General features: G+C 42.8%; 16 protein-coding genes. 6 read left to right on the top strand and 10 right to left on the bottom strand.

Going from position 1 to position 15,462, the window contains the following annotated elements; translation table 11 throughout:
- Positions 1–141: 141 nt before the first annotated feature.
- Entirely contained in the window at positions 142–489 is a 348-nt protein-coding gene (locus tag B9T38_RS09395) for a Spx/MgsR family RNA polymerase-binding regulatory protein (RefSeq protein WP_086196548.1), read from the top strand.
- A gap of 75 nt (positions 490–564) precedes the next feature.
- On the opposite strand, the gene B9T38_RS09400 is transcribed toward B9T38_RS09395, so the two are convergent.
- On the bottom strand, positions 565–1,002 hold the full coding sequence (locus B9T38_RS09400) for a DUF2147 domain-containing protein (protein WP_086196549.1): 438 nt from the start codon (positions 1,000–1,002) through the stop codon (positions 565–567).
- 154 nt (positions 1,003–1,156) lie between these two features.
- Here B9T38_RS09400 and B9T38_RS09405 point away from each other — a divergent pair, with 154 nt between their 5' ends.
- On the top strand, positions 1,157–2,068 hold the full coding sequence (locus tag B9T38_RS09405) for an alpha/beta hydrolase (protein ID WP_086196550.1): 912 nt from the start codon (positions 1,157–1,159) through the stop codon (positions 2,066–2,068).
- An 83-nt stretch (positions 2,069–2,151) separates the two neighbouring features.
- Here the strand turns inward: B9T38_RS09405 and B9T38_RS09410 are convergent, their stop codons facing one another.
- A complete protein-coding gene (locus B9T38_RS09410; protein ID WP_086196551.1) occupies positions 2,152–2,718 on the bottom strand; it encodes an FMN-dependent NADH-azoreductase in 567 nt (188 codons plus the stop codon).
- A 259-nt stretch (positions 2,719–2,977) separates the two neighbouring features.
- Here B9T38_RS09410 and B9T38_RS09415 point away from each other — a divergent pair, with 259 nt between their 5' ends.
- Positions 2,978–4,177, top strand: coding sequence for a GGDEF domain-containing protein (locus B9T38_RS09415; RefSeq protein WP_086196552.1), 1,200 nt, complete (start codon positions 2,978–2,980; stop codon positions 4,175–4,177).
- Here the strand turns inward: B9T38_RS09415 and B9T38_RS09420 are convergent.
- From B9T38_RS09420 to B9T38_RS09440, 5 genes are all read right to left on the bottom strand, one after another.
- Positions 4,174–4,854, bottom strand: a complete 681-nt coding sequence (locus tag B9T38_RS09420; protein ID WP_086196553.1) for a glutathione S-transferase family protein — start codon at positions 4,852–4,854, stop codon at positions 4,174–4,176. The genes B9T38_RS09415 and B9T38_RS09420 overlap by 4 nt on opposite strands.
- A gap of 4 nt (positions 4,855–4,858) precedes the next feature.
- Positions 4,859–6,697, bottom strand: a complete 1,839-nt coding sequence (gene dsbD, locus B9T38_RS09425) for a protein-disulfide reductase DsbD (protein WP_086196554.1) — start codon at positions 6,695–6,697, stop codon at positions 4,859–4,861.
- A 19-nt stretch (positions 6,698–6,716) separates the two neighbouring features.
- Positions 6,717–7,487, bottom strand: a complete 771-nt coding sequence (locus B9T38_RS09430; protein WP_086196555.1) for a transporter — start codon at positions 7,485–7,487, stop codon at positions 6,717–6,719.
- 14 nt (positions 7,488–7,501) lie between these two features.
- Complete coding sequence (locus tag B9T38_RS09435) at positions 7,502–8,044, bottom strand: ankyrin repeat domain-containing protein (RefSeq protein WP_086196556.1); 543 nt, start codon at positions 8,042–8,044, stop codon at positions 7,502–7,504.
- A 175-nt stretch (positions 8,045–8,219) separates the two neighbouring features.
- Positions 8,220–8,597, bottom strand: a complete 378-nt coding sequence (locus tag B9T38_RS09440; protein ID WP_086196557.1) for an HPF/RaiA family ribosome-associated protein — start codon at positions 8,595–8,597, stop codon at positions 8,220–8,222.
- 493 nt (positions 8,598–9,090) lie between these two features.
- Here B9T38_RS09440 and B9T38_RS09445 point away from each other — a divergent pair, with 493 nt between their 5' ends.
- Together B9T38_RS09445 and B9T38_RS09450 are read left to right on the top strand one after the other, a co-directional pair.
- Entirely contained in the window at positions 9,091–9,828 is a 738-nt protein-coding gene (locus B9T38_RS09445) for an outer membrane protein OmpK (protein ID WP_086196558.1), read from the top strand.
- Positions 9,829–9,939: 111 nt separating this feature from the next.
- The gene (locus B9T38_RS09450; RefSeq protein WP_086196559.1) at positions 9,940–10,446 is read left to right on the top strand and encodes a GNAT family N-acetyltransferase; all 507 of its coding nucleotides are present in this window, start codon (positions 9,940–9,942) and stop codon (positions 10,444–10,446) included.
- Positions 10,447–10,500: 54 nt separating this feature from the next.
- On the opposite strand, the gene parE is transcribed toward B9T38_RS09450, so the two are convergent.
- Both parE and B9T38_RS09460 read right to left on the bottom strand, forming a co-directional pair.
- Positions 10,501–12,381: a DNA topoisomerase IV subunit B gene (gene parE / locus B9T38_RS09455; protein WP_086196560.1), complete on the bottom strand. Its 1,881-nt coding sequence runs from the start codon at positions 12,379–12,381 to the stop codon at positions 10,501–10,503.
- Positions 12,382–12,395: 14 nt separating this feature from the next.
- Positions 12,396–12,983, bottom strand: a complete 588-nt coding sequence (locus B9T38_RS09460) for a YqiA/YcfP family alpha/beta fold hydrolase (RefSeq protein WP_086196561.1) — start codon at positions 12,981–12,983, stop codon at positions 12,396–12,398.
- A 249-nt stretch (positions 12,984–13,232) separates the two neighbouring features.
- Here B9T38_RS09460 and B9T38_RS09465 point away from each other — a divergent pair, with 249 nt between their 5' ends.
- Complete coding sequence (locus B9T38_RS09465) at positions 13,233–14,564, top strand: PGAP1-like alpha/beta domain-containing protein (RefSeq protein ID WP_086196562.1); 1,332 nt, start codon at positions 13,233–13,235, stop codon at positions 14,562–14,564.
- A 367-nt stretch (positions 14,565–14,931) separates the two neighbouring features.
- Here the strand turns inward: B9T38_RS09465 and B9T38_RS09470 are convergent, their stop codons facing one another.
- The gene (locus B9T38_RS09470) at positions 14,932–15,456 is read right to left on the bottom strand and encodes a disulfide bond formation protein B (RefSeq protein ID WP_086196563.1); all 525 of its coding nucleotides are present in this window, start codon (positions 15,454–15,456) and stop codon (positions 14,932–14,934) included.
- Positions 15,457–15,462: the final 6 nt, after the last annotated feature.

Consider the following 15,462-nt stretch of genomic DNA (forward strand, 5'->3'; position numbering starts at 1 on the left):
TATTTATAGCTTTATAATTACAAATCTAAATGTCAGTTTAATGACAGCTGAATTTTTTAATTTTAATCATTTAATTCACTCTAGAGCTTCTGATGGATTTTCGTTACGCTATTGAAGAATAGAAAATGGAATAATTCACCTATGCTGAAGATTTATGGTATCAAAAACTGTAATTCAATGAAAAAAGCCTTTGACCTGCTTAATCAACTTGGCCTTGCCTATGAGTTTCACGATTACAAGAAACAAGGCATTGCTGCTGAAACGGTAAAAACATGGCTGGATAACAAAGGTCAGGAAGTCATCCTGAATAAAAAAGGCACCACTTGGCGCAAACTGAGCGAAGCGGAACAACAAACGGCTTTAAGCAGTGAAGAAAATCTCATTGAAGCGCTCACCCGCCATAACAGCTTAATCAAACGTCCTGTGCTTGAAACTGCTTCTGGTTATATCGTCGGCTTTGATGAAGAAGCGTATCGGGCATTAAAGTAAGCAGCCTGCACCATCCATATTAAAAAAGCCTGACAATTTCAGGCTTTTTCGTTTAATCCATTTGGCTGAGCAAACTTAGTTTGCGCGAACCCAGGTTTGGTTACGACCTAACACTGATACGCCAATAAAACCGCGTAATTCGAGCGTTTTACCGCCATTTGCCAGTTCACCTTTGAGTTTGTAGGTTTTGCCTGAAGAAGGGTCAAGGATAGTACCCTCTTCATAACTTGTACCACCGACATTTTTAAGACCGTGAACAATCTTTAAACCTTTTAAAGATTTATTATGATATGGACCTTCACATTTTTTACATGCCTGTTCTTCGCCCGGTGTCAAAACTTTTTGAATACTCGCAGACAATGTGCCATTTTTTTGTTCAGTAAATTTTACGATTGCTTTAGGTTGTTTTGTTTTATCGTCAATCGTTTTCCAAACTGTTCCATTTAAAGGATCAGCAGCATTTGCCAAAGCTGTTAATCCGAGCAATCCTAATGCAAGAGCAATTCTTTTCATTTTTTTTCGTTTCCTAGTCTAGTGTAGACGGCCTTAGTATTAAAAAGTCACAACATATTTGCAATTCTTCCGTGTGACCGTTTAGTGTAATCTTGTAACTTGAATTGGTAAACAACCAGTTATCCCCCAAAAGATATAACAAGATGGAAAAAACATGAAGATAAATCCGTTATGGAAACAATTAATTACAGAAAGTTTTTTAAAAACCACCATCCGTCTACCGAGCCAGTTTAACTTACCTTCAAATTCAGCACGCTTTGTCATTGAACAAATGTGCCGTCTATTTCCGCAGAATAAAAATGTCAGTATTCGCCCAATCCGTCTTGCCGGTTTACGTGCTGAAGAAATCAAACCGCACAATGAGGCCACACAGCTTATTTTACATATTCACGGCGGTGCATTCTTTTTAGGATCCTTAAATACCCATCGGGCATTTGTATCCGACATGGTGGCACGGACTCAAATGCAAGCGCTGCATGTAGATTATCCTCTCGCGCCTGAACAGCCTTTTCCTGAAGCTCTGGATGCGCTGTTTGATGTTTACAATATTTTGCTCGACCAAGGCATACAAGCCAAGGATATTATTTTATCTGGGGATTCCTGTGGTGCCAATCTGGCTTTGGCCTTGGCACTTAAAATTCGTGATGAACAGCTGCCTCAGGTCAGCGGTTTGATGCTGTTGTCACCCTTTTTAGATTTAACCCTCACCAGTGAATCCTTACGCTATAACCAGAAACACGATGCCTTATTGTCCATTGAAACCTTAGAAACCGGAATTGATTATTACGTCCCTAAATCGATGGATAAATCTCACCCCTCAATTTCTCCCCTGTTTGCAGATTTAACCGGATTACCTCCTACACTGGTACAAGTAGGATCGAAAGAAATTCTGCTGGATGATGCACAGCGCTTTAAAGAAAAAGCAGAACAGGCCAATGTTCAAGTGAATTTTAAACTTTATACCGGTATGTGGCACAATTTTCAGATGTTCCATGCCTGGTTTGATGAAGCCAAACAGGCACTGGCCGATCTGGCTGAATTTGCCCATGGATTGGATCAAAGCTAAATTTAATCCGCGATGAACCATATTCCATAAAAAAGGTCAGCCGAAGCTGACCCAAGAGGAATCATGGATAGGATGATTTCACATTACAGGCTTTGCACCTGAGCTAAAGCGCTGGCAATTGCCTGATCTTTTGACTCTGCACCCATATTGACGCCTTCTGCACGAATAATTTCGACATCGTTCACACCGGTGAAATTAAATACAGTTTTCAAAAAACCTTCCTGAAAATCTGCTGGGCTATTTTCACCATATACACCGCCACGACTGCTGGCGATATAGGCTTTTTTCTCACCAGCCAAACCAACAGGACCATTTTCAGTATATTTAAAGGTTTTACCGGCCACACTGATCCGGTCAATCCAGGCTTTTAGCGTAGACGGCAAGCCAAAGTTATACATTGCTGCACCCACCACGACCACGTCCGCATCCAGATATTGCTGAATAATTTTTTCGCCTAAGGCTGCCTGTTCAGCATCTTGCCCCATCAAAATTTCAGCGGTTAAATGTGGAATGGGCTGTTGTGCCAAATCCAGATATTCTACGGTCGCATCTGCATGCTTGGCTTGCAACTGAGTGACAATCGCCTGACTTAATTGGCGTGAAACAGAAGCATCACCTAAAATACTGGAATCGATATGTAAAACTTTCATGGCTGTTACCTTCATCTTTATTTATTCAATGTAGGCATTTTAATCGACCACTAAAAATAGAATAATACATTTATATACAACACAACGTTCCATATTTAATACAACAATAATTCAGATAAAAGTACTTTTTAGACCAAAAAGTACAAAAAACAACCATTACCATTACTGAAAAAACGTGCTATGTTGTGAATTATTAAAAATAAATCTACTTATTTCACATTAATTTATGATTTAAACAACCAAGGATTATATCTATCGAATGAAGCCAATCTTTTCACCAAATCATGCCTTCTCATTCAAAGAAAAAATTGCGAAATACCTGTTAGAAGATGGGGGTGTAATGAACTGGAGTGTCCTGAATAAATGCATTTTGATGCTGATTTTAGGAAGTTCAGTGCATATGATCTGGATTATCTGGAAAGTTTTTGTGCTTTTATCTCCTGAAGTCTGGCCTTGGGTAAATTTACCCTTGCTCAAACTACAGCTGGAAATGAATATCCTGATTTTGACCGTCTTTATTGCGCTGATTTACCCATGTTCGGCATGGCGTAAAAAAGTTTGGGTACAGCAATGCCTACCCTATGTATCCGTGGGGATTTTGGTCATGTCCTTATGTCGTGATGGTTATGTGATCGGCGTACTCAGTCCGGCCACCATGATAACTTACATGTGTCTGCTCACGGTGGGCCTAGTGCTGTTTAAGCGTAAAATCGTTTATTGCGCGCTCATCCCGGCCACATTATTTTTACTGGTTTGCGGGTATTTAGGCCTGCAAGGTCAAATCAGCTACGGTCCGTTGTTTAATCTTCACACCCTGCCCTACCAGAATATGTTTTGGGTACTGACAATGATGTATTTCATTGTACCAATTCTTATTACTTGTTTGATTTTATTTGAAATTTTACTAAGTCAGTGGCGACATCGAGAAAAACTGATTCAGCATTTAAGTCAGGTTGACCCACTGACCAATACTCTTAACAGGCGCAGCATCAACAATTGTCTGGAAAAACTGGAACGCAAGCCCAATGAATCTTATGCGCTGGTGTTAATTGATCTGGATCATTTTAAGCGCATTAATGACCAATACGGGCACGATAAAGGCGACGAAACCCTGATTCAGGTCAGTCAGGCACTCTCTCAAATCATTCGAGATAGCGATATGCTAGGCCGTTTTGGCGGAGAAGAATTTATTCTGATTTTAAATCATTCTTCTCTAGAACAGGCACAAATTATTGCTGAACGGTGTCGTCAGGCCATTCAACAGCTTCATTTATACAGTGAATCGGGAGAGATCATTCCGGTCACCGCAAGTTTTGGCATTGCGCTATCCAGTCCCTCACTCAATTCGCAACAATTGCTCAGCCGGGCAGATAAGGCGCTGTATGCAGCCAAAGGCTACGGACGCAATCAGGTCAAGTGTTATCAGGCAGAGTTGTTTACTGAGCCCAAGCCCTGCTAAAGCTGCTGCTGTTGATACGACTCTAAATAATTCACCCAGGCTTGTTCTTGCAATGCGCCTTCAATCCACAGTTTCATGGCCGGATGCTGCAACATGGTGTGCATATACTGCTGTGTCGACTCACTGACCGGTAAGGCATAGGTCATAAGCCGCGTCACCACCGGAGCATAAAATGCATCGGCAATTGAAAATTCACCACATAAAAAACCGTTCACCTCTGGACGTTGTGACCAGATCTGTTCGATCCGTGCCACATCTTGCCTAAGCTCGGCATTGTCCTGCCATAAACGCTTACCCACATCGGCTAAATGGGTTCGGATATTCATGCCGCAGGCATTGCGCAAACCTGAAAATCCGCTATGCATTTCCGCCACAATACAACGTGCATGCGCACGCTGCTTGACATCTTGTGGCCACAAATGCTGATTGGGGTGCCGTTCGGCCAGATATTCACAAATCGCCAGCGAATCCCACAGCATCAAGTCATGATCGATCAATACCGGGACTTTCCCATTCGGGTTAATAGCCAATACATCCTGCTTGAATGTGCCGGTGTTGCGTTCTGCGGGAAACGGAATCATGAATTCCTGAAAAGGCAACTGAAAAGCCTGTAACACCAGCCACGGGCGCATTGACCAGCTGGAATAATTTTTATTGGCTATATAGAGCTGATACATCACATTATTGTCCTATATGCTGTTGAAACAGATCGAGCTGTTTCAGTAATTCAGCCTCGCTAAAAGCACCGGTTAGACGTAAACCACGAATTTCCTGCTGCTTGGCATCCAAGAATAAATAGGTGGGCGGCCCTAAAATATCCCATTGATTCAATAAGACCTGATGCGTTGCATCATAGTTACTCAAATCCAGTTTAATCAGAAAATACGGCGCAAGTGCTTGTTGGACTTGAGCCGATTTTAACACCTGATGTTCAATGGGCTGACAGGCCACACACCAGTCTGCATAAACATCAATAACAACCGCCTGATTGGATGGTACACTGGCCAATAACTGCTGAAATTCATTCGCTGTTTTTGCTACATGCCAGCTGGCCTGGGTCGTGCTTTGCCCGATAAAAAACCGCTGACTGTGTTGATATTGAGTATAAGCCAGATAAGGCATCACCACGAGCAAGACGATTATATATAAAGCCCTCAGCGGGGTCTGTTGCCGAATGCGAAAAAGGATATACGCAATAAAAGCAATGCCTAAACCTAAGCCTGCCCATTGCAGCCAGGCTTCAGAAATAAGCGGACGAATAAAATACAGGGCCAGGGCTAGCATGATAAAGGCAAACAGCACCTTAATCTGGTGCATCCACAACCCTGCTTTAGGCAACACCCTGGAACCCAGTACACTGGCCAGAAGCAAGGGCGTTCCCATGCCAAAACCCAAGGTGAACAGCAAGAGTGCCCCCTGCCACTGGCTTTGGTTCTGAGAAATAAATAACAATGCCCCGGCTAGAGGTGCGGTCATGCAGGGCCCAACCAGCAGTGCCGAAATCATCCCCATAACACCTGCCCCAATCAGGCTACCACCTTTTTGTAGCGACTGGGCCTGATCCAGGCGGTTGAGCCAGCCTTGCGGTAATTTAATTTCAAATAAACCGAATAAATTTAGTGCAAATAAAACAAATAACGCACTAAAAGCAATCAGGGTGGAAGGCTGCTGTAACCAGCGCTGAAAATTCAAACCGGCAGATGAAGCAATTAAGCCTAAAACCGCATAGACCATGGCCATACTGCAGACAAATACCAGAGCAATCATCCAGGCTTTCAGCCCTTTACTGTCGCGGACAATCAGCGAAGTTAAAATCGGCAGCATCGGTAATGAACATGGCGTAAAGGCCAACAAGATGCCTAAACCGAAAAACAGCAATAAGCCATACAGCAAAGAGCTTTCAGCCAGTGTTTCCGACCACATTTGATCTTTTGCAGTATCGCGTATGACGGGCTTTACTGTCGGTTGAATGCTATTCTGTTCAGCACTCAAAGTGTTTTGACCAGTTATAGAACTGTTTGAAGATGTTGAAAGATCCAACAGGCGCTTGCTTGCTCTGGCCTGATTTTGCAACAGCACCAAACCGTCAATATCGGTCTGAAACTTAATGGTTTGCGGTGGATAGCAAATCCGGTCCTGGGCACAGCCCTGCCACGTCACCTGATAGGTTTTTGAGGCTTCGGTGGGAACCGTGAATTGGACCTTGTGAAAATAGACCTGGGTATGGCCATAATTTTCATCATGCAAATCGGTTGCTGGCGGCAATTTTAAAGCCAGCGTTTGCGTCCCTTGCCGGACTTCAAATTTATGCTGATATAAATAATAGCGATCCGGAATCGTCCATTTGAGTTGGGCTTCATGGGTGCTACTGGATTCAACACTAAAAGAAAAAGCATCCTCGGGTGCAAGCAATTGCTCTTGCGCCTGCAGTGTCATGGAGCACAATATAATCACACTACCGATCAATCCGCATATAGCGAACCGAAACCACAAACTCATGTCTGGAAAATGCTTTTTCATATCAGTTTATTTTTTTTAATTAGAATAGAAATGAAACCCCCAAACCTGATTGATAGCTTTTATCTCGGCCATTTAAATCTACACCAATACTGGCATCCATTTGCACACGCTCATTCAGTGCATAAATGAGTCCTGAACCCAGTGCATATTCATAATTCTGACTTTCAGCTTTACGATAGACCAGTTCAGAAAAACCGGACAATTTATCGGTAATTTTATATTCAATGTTCGGGATTGCAGTTACCGCCCAATTGCTGTTTTGTGCTTCATAACGCATGGTGATGGAAGTACGAATTAGATCACTATAATTATACGCCACAGCCGAAGTCAGACTGTAGATATCATCTTGATTGCTAAACGCATCATTGCCAGTCGCAAGAATCGCTTCAGCTAAAATGGCCATAGAAAGCTTTTCATCATCCAGATTAATAGCCTTTTTCACCCCGATGCTGACATCGCCCAAACCGTCTTCTTCAACAGACTGACCCGCTGCTTTGGTTTTTGACCAGGATGGACCTTGCCAGCCCAACTGCAATTCAAGATCTTGAGCTAAACCGGTACGTAACAACATGTCGGCATTTAAAGTGGTGTTTTTAACTTTAATTCCGGTTTCATCTCTACTTTCTGAATAGCTGAGGCTAGGTAAGCCTTGTTCCCATGCCAGCTGACCGACGGGCGTAATGCCAGTGCCGATTCCCGCACCTGGACGGTCAAAAGAAAAATCGGCAGCCATCGCATTGATACTGAAACCCGCTGCAAAAATGAAACTTACTGTTTTTACGACTGACATGGTTGTCTCACTAATTATGTTAATTCTTTAGTCATTTTAGCCCCATAACTACGGAGCAACTCTAAAGTTTGCTTTTCTTCGGCCAATGCTTCTGACCAGTTGATTTCGTCAAAGTCACAATCAAAGAATAAATCACTAATCGAGGATAATATGGTCTGACCATCTTCATCTTTGGTATTAGGATCTACTTTTTCATCCAGTAAACGTTGCACTGCAGGCATGCAGGCGGAGCTGGCAGCATCCCATAATGGACCATACAGTTCTTCGGCATCCCATAAATATAAATTGACTTTGGCTTGAATAAGCGCCTCTAAAATTTCAAGATGAACTGCCAGATTCTGCTTTTTTTCTTGTTCAGATAAAGGTGAACCGGCTTCATAAGCTTCGCAAATATGCTCCCACCATTTGAACAAACCATCGGACCAGACAGAAATGGCCGGACCTTTTTCCAGATCAATAAAATTCGGATCGAGACCTTCTGCCAAAAGACGTTGTACCTGAGCAAGATCCAGCTCTTCTATTGCCTGTACAAAGACTTGTTGTTGTGCTGTTAACATGGAGAAAATACTCTTCAATCATTTTTTAACTATTATGCCGAATAAACTGTCATTTGTTTTAGCTAAATGTATAAGGAGTATATTTTTTATTTCTGTTGCCCTGTCCCAAATAGCGCATTAAAACGCCCATAAAAAAAGCTCCGAAGAGCTTTTTTTTCTTTAAGCAAGATGTTGCTTAATCATTTACATCGTCCACATCACTGGCTTCTGCAGTTTCAGCAAGTACCGGCACTGCGGCACGAGGGTCATCTATTTTCTCAAATAGATGTTCCAAACTGCGTTTTAAACGGTCAATGGCTCCATGTATGGCAGTATCGATATTATGACCATGATGGTTCACCACTACCGGTTTCAAACCTGCCGGGCGTGCTTCGATCATGCAGTGAATATCATCTGCACCACCTTTTGGACCATTTTCATCGCTAAAATGAACCGAGAAATGGGTAATACGTTCGCTATAACGTTGGAATTCAGCATTCAGTTCTGCACGAACATAAGTAATTAAACGATCACTATTTTGGATGTTTTTATCGGTACGAATTTCAATGTTCATATAATTTCATCCTCTTTATTCATCAAATCTTTTTTTGTGCAAAACTTCTTATCTTGGCACGTTTCACCTTGCTGTTAACAACAGCGCTGAGCATCTTCAACCTAGTTTGGAACGAGTTCCTCCACATTGAATGATGAACACTTTTAACTCTGCAGATTCGTGTCCTTATGCTTTGAATATAAGGGTCTAGGTGAAGCTTATGCAAGTAGTATTTTGATATTTTTTTTAAATACCCTATAACGTATAAGGAATTTGACTTTCCCTCTAAATAATTTGATAAATATCATATTATTTGTTTGCGGATAAAATGCCTTCTTCAAACTGCTTTACTTTTTTTATCAACATGTATTTTTAGGTATCAAAGCGGTGTCTTGATTTTAATCAGGAGCACTCTGAGAAAAGCAGACTATTTTTTTAACCATTGATCAATTTTGGCTTTATTTTTGCTAAAGAATCTGTATGCTTTGCTTGCTTCTCGGGGGAGATATTTTTAATGAAACTTACACAATTTTTTGCTACATGTGCATTGGCTTCAACAGCTGCACTTACACAGGCTTCGCCAGTGGTATGGCAAGACTTCAGCGTAACTGGTCTTTATGGTGAAAACTATGAAGTGGGTACTGAAGACCGTACGACCGTGACTGCAGAATATGCAGCTAAACTTAAATACTCGGATGTATTTTTCTTTGTTGACCATCAATTGGATGGCAATGATGAACAAAATACATATTTCGAGTTAGCGCCACGTTTAAGCTTAGGCGAAGTATCTGGAAAAGATCTTTCTTTTGGTCCAATTAAAGATGTCCTTATTGCGACAACTTGGGAACACAATGCCGGATACGATCAAAACCAAGAGTTTAATAACTTCTTGTATGGTGTAGGTTTCTCTTTAGATATTCCATATACCCAATATGCCAATGTGAACTTCTATAAAGCGGATAACGACAAAACTAAAGATGATTATCAAATGACGATCACTTATGCAGTTCCGTTTAAATTGGGTTCTGAAGATTTCCTGGTAGATGCCTTCCTGGATTGGTCAACAGCTGAAAAAGGTGCTCAAGCAAGCGAGCTGAACTGGACCAGCCAGTACAAATGGAATGTAGGTAAGCATATTTCACCTAAAACTAAATTATATGTTGGTATCGAACACTCAGTTTGGAACAACAAATTTGGTATTCAAGGCGTTGATCAAAACGACGTCAGTGCTTTGGTCAAATACCACTTCTAAGCACCACGTTTTGAGCAATAAAAAAGCAAGGCTTCGGTCTTGCTTTTTTATTGCTCAAAGTCAGGTTTATTTCTAAAATCCATAGTCTATTTAGTCGTTCGGCATATGCTCATGGGTTTTCTGATTCGTCCCGCTCAAGTACAAGATCTAGAACATATCCTGAAAATTTATAATGCTGAAATTTTAAATGGTACTGCAACCTGGAATGACCAGGAAAAATCGTTAGAAGATTTTCTGAATTGGTTTAAAAGCCTTACTGAACAACAATTTCCTTTGTTTGTCGCTGAACATTCAGAGACTAAACACATCGCCGGCTATGCCGATTATTCTTCTTTCCGTCAAATTAGCGGGTTTAAACATACAGTGGAACATTCGGTCTTTATTCATCCGGACTTTATCGGACAAGGTCTGGGCAAAGCCTTAATGCTGAAACTGATTGAACATGCACAGCACAATCGTATTCATGTCATGGTTGCTGCGATTGATCATGAAAATCAGGCATCAATTGTGTTACATGAAAAATTAGGTTTTAAGCAGACAGGTTATATGTCAGAAGTTGGACAAAAATTTGGGAAATGGCGTGATCTGGTGTTAATGCAACTCAATTTAAACATATAAAAAAGCCCGCAATTGAGGGCTTTTTTATATGTAAATAATAATTTAACTTAAAAACTAAACTACCAGATCAGCCAGATTACCTTTCTGTTCTAACCAATGTTTACGGTCCGATGAGCGTTTTTTCGCAAGTAATTTATCCAGCAAACCGGCTGTAAAATGCGCGTCGTCCAGATCGAGCTGTACCAAACGACGGGTATTTGGGTCCATGGTGGTTTCCCTTAACTGACTGGCATTCATTTCACCCAAACCTTTGAATCGGGTGATTTGCGGATTTTTACTTTTGCATTTTTTCAGAATGCTTTCCAGTTCGTCTTCATCCAGCGCATAGTGCACATCCTTGCCATCATCAATACGGAATAAAGGCGGCATGGCTACAAACAGATGCCCTTCTTCCACCATGGTCGGAAAGTGTTTTACAAACAAGGCACAGAGCAGGGTCGCGATATGCAGACCATCCGAATCGGCATCGGCCAGAATACAGATTTTACCGTAGCGAAGTTCTGACAGGTCATCACTGCCCGGATCGACTCCAATCGCAATGGCAATATCATGCACTTCCTGAGAACCCAGAACTTCATCGGAGGAGACTTCCCAGGTATTTAAGATTTTCCCGCGAATAGGCATGATTGCCTGAAAATTCTTGTCACGTGCCTGCTTGGCAGAACCGCCTGCAGAATCCCCTTCCACAATAAACAGTTCCGATTCTTCCAAGGTATGTCCTACACAGTCGGCCAGTTTACCCGGGAGTGCAGGTCCGGAAACAATCTTCTTACGTTCAACTTTTTTTGCCGCTTTTAAACGGCGGCCTGCCTTGGCAATCGCCAATTCAGCCAGTTGCATGGCAATGTCTGAATTCTGGTTGAGCCACAGTGCAAAAGCATCTTTGGCAATATTCAGTACAATGCCTGAGGCTTCACGGCTCGACAGGCGCTCTTTGGTTTGACCGGAAAATTGTGGTTCCTGAAATTTTAACGACAGAATGTAGTTCACCCCGTCCCAGACATCTTCGGCAGACAGTTTCAGATTACGTGGCAACAGGTTACGCAATTCACAGAACTCGCGCATGGCATCGGTGACCCCTGAACGTAAACCATTGACATGGGTACCGCCCTGCGCAGTTGGAATCAGGTTGACATAACTTTCCTGAATCTGTTCGCCACCTTCAGCATTCCAGCAAATCGCAAATTCGGCGCTGGCACGTTCAGCTTCGCCAGTAGCCACAAAAGCAGGACTTGGAATGATTTCACGGTCTTCAAGCTCATCCATCAAATAATCAACCAGACCATTTTCGAACTGCCAGCTGATCTTTTCATCATTGATTTGATCAACATAGTTGATCTCTAAGCCTGCCGCCAAAACTGCTTTGGCTTTTAAATTATGTTTTAACGCTTTTAGAGCAAACTTGGGCGAATCAAAATATTTGGCTTCTGGCCAGAAATGTACTGTGGTACCGGTCGCACGTTTCGGTGCCTTACCTTGCAGTACTTCAAGCGGTGCAACCGGTTCACCGTGCTCAAAGGCCATTTTATACAGGTTGCCCTGACGCTGAACTTCGACTTCCACCCGGTCAGATAGGGCATTGACCACTGAAATGCCCACGCCATGCAAGCCGCCGGAAAACTGGTAGTTATCGGTACTGAATTTACCCCCGGCATGCAGCTTGGTCAGAATAATTTCAATCCCGCTCTGGCCATATTCCGGATGGATATCCACCGGCATCCCCCGGCCATTGTCTTCAACCGACAGGGAACCGTCTTTATACACTGTGACGGTAATTTTATTGGCATGTCCGGCAAGTGCCTCATCCACAGCGTTATCAATAACTTCCTGCGCCAAATGGTTTGGACGAGTGGTATCGGTATACATACCCGGACGACGACGTACCGGATCTAAACCAGATAAAACTTCAAGTGATTGAGCCGTATATTGAGACACGTTGTACTGTTTCCTTAATTTATACAATCCGATAAAAACTGTAAGGCCATCGGTATTTTGTCTGCGAAATTTTCCATCGCATGGTTGCCATTTGCTTCGGTAATCAGCATGGACGGATGTGAAGCATTGCTATAATAGCGCTGTGCTTCACGATAATCCAAAACTTCGTCCCCTTGTTGTAATAACACTAAAATTTTGTCCGCATCTTGCACAAATGGCACTGCCATCTGCTCAAGCTGATCCAGATGGGTATGATCCAGCGTCCATTCAGCATTCACCACATAGGGAATCTGATCACTGCCAAATAAGTCACGAAATAGTTGCCATGGTCGCATAGCAGGATTAATTAAAACAGCCGGCACGCCATACTTTGCGACCAGCTGTGTCGCATAAAAGCCGCCTAGACTGCTCCCCACCAGCACGACCTGGTCAAGATTCTCAATCATGGCAGCTAGATGCGCCATTGTCTGCTCGGGCGGCATATTAAGATCCGGCAGATGCACCCGAACCTTCTGACCCTGCTGCTGACAGTAGTCTTTAATTTGCTGGCCTTTTATGGATAAAGCACTGCTTTGAAATCCATGTAAATAAATGATGTTCATGCTTTTTTATTGTATCATTGCCAAATTTAAACTAGATTTATTTTATACCTGAGTTTTAGCTACCCATCTGTTTTTATCTAGATATAACCAAAATTGTCAGACAAAAAAATTAATACCGAAGCTCAATCATCGTTATTGTAAAAGCTGTTCCAGATGAACGATATAAAATGAAAAGCTAAGAGTTTATACCGTGATCCCAAGAAAAAATAAAGAGTATGGGAAACATGGTCACAGAAAGGACAGGATCAAATGCCGAGTTTAACCCCATTACATGAAACCTATTGTAGATGGGACCGTACACCGCCCAGTCAAGCTGATGTATTGGAAGGTCTCGCACAATTGGTGACGACACGTCTCAACGACGTCATGCAGGAGCTGATCCAGGCGATTCAACGTGAAATTTTAATTAGCCTGTTTGGCATGAGTGAACAACGCTCGAAAAAATTGCAAAAAATTCCTTATATCGACAAACTGTACCAGCTGTCCTTCGACACCCTGCTCAACTACGGCAACTATTTACTGGCACCCGGTTTACGTCAGATTATTGAAAAATATCCAAAATTACATGACAGGCCGCTAACACCTGCGCTGCACTTTCTCGTCGGGGTGCTCAACGGGGTGCTGGGTGATTATTTATTAAAATACCAGAACCCGATGGCACTGCCGATGGTGCTGTATGACCACTATGGTGGACTGCAAAAAGGGGATTTATCCGGTCGCGTGGTCATTTTTGTACATGGCTTGTGCATGAACCATCTGGACTGGAGCAACACGCAATATGGCGGTATAGGCGAAAAATTGTTGGCGCAACGTGACAATAACACCATGCTGTACCTGAACTACAATAGCGGACGTCGTATCTCGGCCAATGGCCGTAGTCTTTCCCATACCCTAGAAGATTTGATTCGTCGCAATCCGCGCATTACCAGCATTGATTTAATTGGCCACAGCATGGGCGGCCTGGTCTTACGCAGTGCCCTGTTTTACGGCAAACAGAACATGTATCAATGGATACATCTGACCGAGAACCTGGTCTGCCTGGGTTCTCCGCATCATGGTGCAGTCTTGGAACGTTTCGGGTTTATCCTGCAAGACAAACTCGGGCATTTTCCCTTTGTGAAAATCATCCGGCATATTGTCAATATCCGCAGCAATGGCATTCTGGATTTGCGCTATGGCAGTGTCCGCGATGATGACTGGGAACATAATCATGCCCGGATTGGCGGCATGGATGACAACCGTAAACCGGCTCCCCTGCCAAAACATATTAATACGTACCTGGTTGCCGGCACCATTGAATATGAAAACAAAAAGAACCGAACCTTAAAGGTGCTGGGGGACTATCTGGTCAGTGTAGACAGTGCTTTGGGTGAACATCCAAATCCGCGCTTTCAACTGAAAGTGCCACAATCCCATAAAGCGATCTTTTATGGCTTAAGTCATTTTGAAATCAACTATCATTCCAGTGTGGCGGAACAGATTGTGAAATGGTTCTACCCGCCGCAAAATGAACAGGTCAAAGAAGAAGTGCATGAATACCGCATGCAGCTGGAAGATTTATCAGGTATTGCACTGACTTAAGTAAAAAATAAAAAAGCCAACGTTCGGTTTAATGCCAGTCAGTTAAGAAATTGACTGGTATTTTCTTTTTTAAATTCATGACTGTATTTGATATGTGGGAAAGTCATCCGCAACTGTTTGAGGCCGGACTACATTAAAAAATGATTGTTTCTGCGATAAATTTGCGAGTTGATAGTGGCTGACGAGTTTTGCGGATGACAAATGCCTTTGGTTACTTTGGGCGAAACCAAAGTAACAAATGAGCTGCAAGGGTTTGATTTAAAATGGTAAGACTCCGCCATGAATCACTAAAAAGTTAAGGAGTTTATTTCTAAACTCCTTAACTGATCAGCATTACAACATTCAGTTGGCTTTTTTATACACCTCTTTATTTTTTCTTGGCTGTTTTATTGTTCATTCCTGGATAGTGACGCAATAGTTGCCACAGGCTGATCAAGGCAAGTACGGTAAAGAAGGCCAATGACCATACCGGAAGAGATAGTCCAAACAGAGTCCAGTCAACCTTGGCACATTCGCCCGAACCTTTCAGCACCTGTTCAAATACCGACTTTAACGGCAAGGTATCCAGCCAATAATCTAAGCCTGGACCACAACTCGGCACCTGATCGGGCGGCAAATTTTGCAGCCAGACATGACGTGCTGCCACCCCTGCGGACCAGAGGATACTAAGCGTACCCAGCAAAGCATAAAAACGCTTAAACGCATTTGAAATGGGGTTATGCAGGAAAGCGATCAGGGAAATGATCCCCAGCCCAATTAGCCCTATACGCTGAAAAACGCAGAGTGGACAAGGCTCAAGCCCTTGTCCATGCTCTAAATACAACGCAAATGCCATCCCCGCGACACTAGCTAAAAATAAAAAACCACTCACGAAGCGATAACTCCATTGCATGGCAAA

The organism is Acinetobacter sp. ANC 4218 (assembly GCF_002135245.1).
In the GTDB taxonomy this organism is placed as follows: Bacteria; Pseudomonadota; Gammaproteobacteria; order Pseudomonadales; family Moraxellaceae; genus Acinetobacter.

Bases quoted from the DNA above. Each gene is read 5' to 3' on its own strand.
- B9T38_RS09395 (WP_086196548.1), top strand. From the start codon at position 142: ATGCTGAAGATTTATGGTATCAAAAACTGTAATTCAATGAAAAAAGCC.
- B9T38_RS09400 (WP_086196549.1), bottom strand. From the start codon at position 1,002: ATGAAAAGAATTGCTCTTGCATTAGGATTGCTCGGATTAACAGCTTTG.
- B9T38_RS09405 (WP_086196550.1), top strand. From the start codon at position 1,157: ATGAAGATAAATCCGTTATGGAAACAATTAATTACAGAAAGTTTTTTA.
- B9T38_RS09410 (WP_086196551.1), bottom strand. From the start codon at position 2,718: ATGAAAGTTTTACATATCGATTCCAGTATTTTAGGTGATGCTTCTGTT.
- B9T38_RS09415 (WP_086196552.1), top strand. From the start codon at position 2,978: ATGAAGCCAATCTTTTCACCAAATCATGCCTTCTCATTCAAAGAAAAA.
- B9T38_RS09420 (WP_086196553.1), bottom strand. From the start codon at position 4,854: ATGTATCAGCTCTATATAGCCAATAAAAATTATTCCAGCTGGTCAATG.
- dsbD (WP_086196554.1), bottom strand. From the start codon at position 6,697: ATGAAAAAGCATTTTCCAGACATGAGTTTGTGGTTTCGGTTCGCTATA.
- B9T38_RS09430 (WP_086196555.1), bottom strand. From the start codon at position 7,487: ATGTCAGTCGTAAAAACAGTAAGTTTCATTTTTGCAGCGGGTTTCAGT.
- B9T38_RS09435 (WP_086196556.1), bottom strand. From the start codon at position 8,044: ATGTTAACAGCACAACAACAAGTCTTTGTACAGGCAATAGAAGAGCTG.
- B9T38_RS09440 (WP_086196557.1), bottom strand. From the start codon at position 8,597: ATGAACATTGAAATTCGTACCGATAAAAACATCCAAAATAGTGATCGT.
- B9T38_RS09445 (WP_086196558.1), top strand. From the start codon at position 9,091: ATGAAACTTACACAATTTTTTGCTACATGTGCATTGGCTTCAACAGCT.
- B9T38_RS09450 (WP_086196559.1), top strand. From the start codon at position 9,940: ATGGGTTTTCTGATTCGTCCCGCTCAAGTACAAGATCTAGAACATATC.
- B9T38_RS09460 (WP_086196561.1), bottom strand. From the start codon at position 12,983: ATGAACATCATTTATTTACATGGATTTCAAAGCAGTGCTTTATCCATA.
- B9T38_RS09465 (WP_086196562.1), top strand. From the start codon at position 13,233: ATGCCGAGTTTAACCCCATTACATGAAACCTATTGTAGATGGGACCGT.
- B9T38_RS09470 (WP_086196563.1), bottom strand. From the start codon at position 15,456: ATGCAATGGAGTTATCGCTTCGTGAGTGGTTTTTTATTTTTAGCTAGT.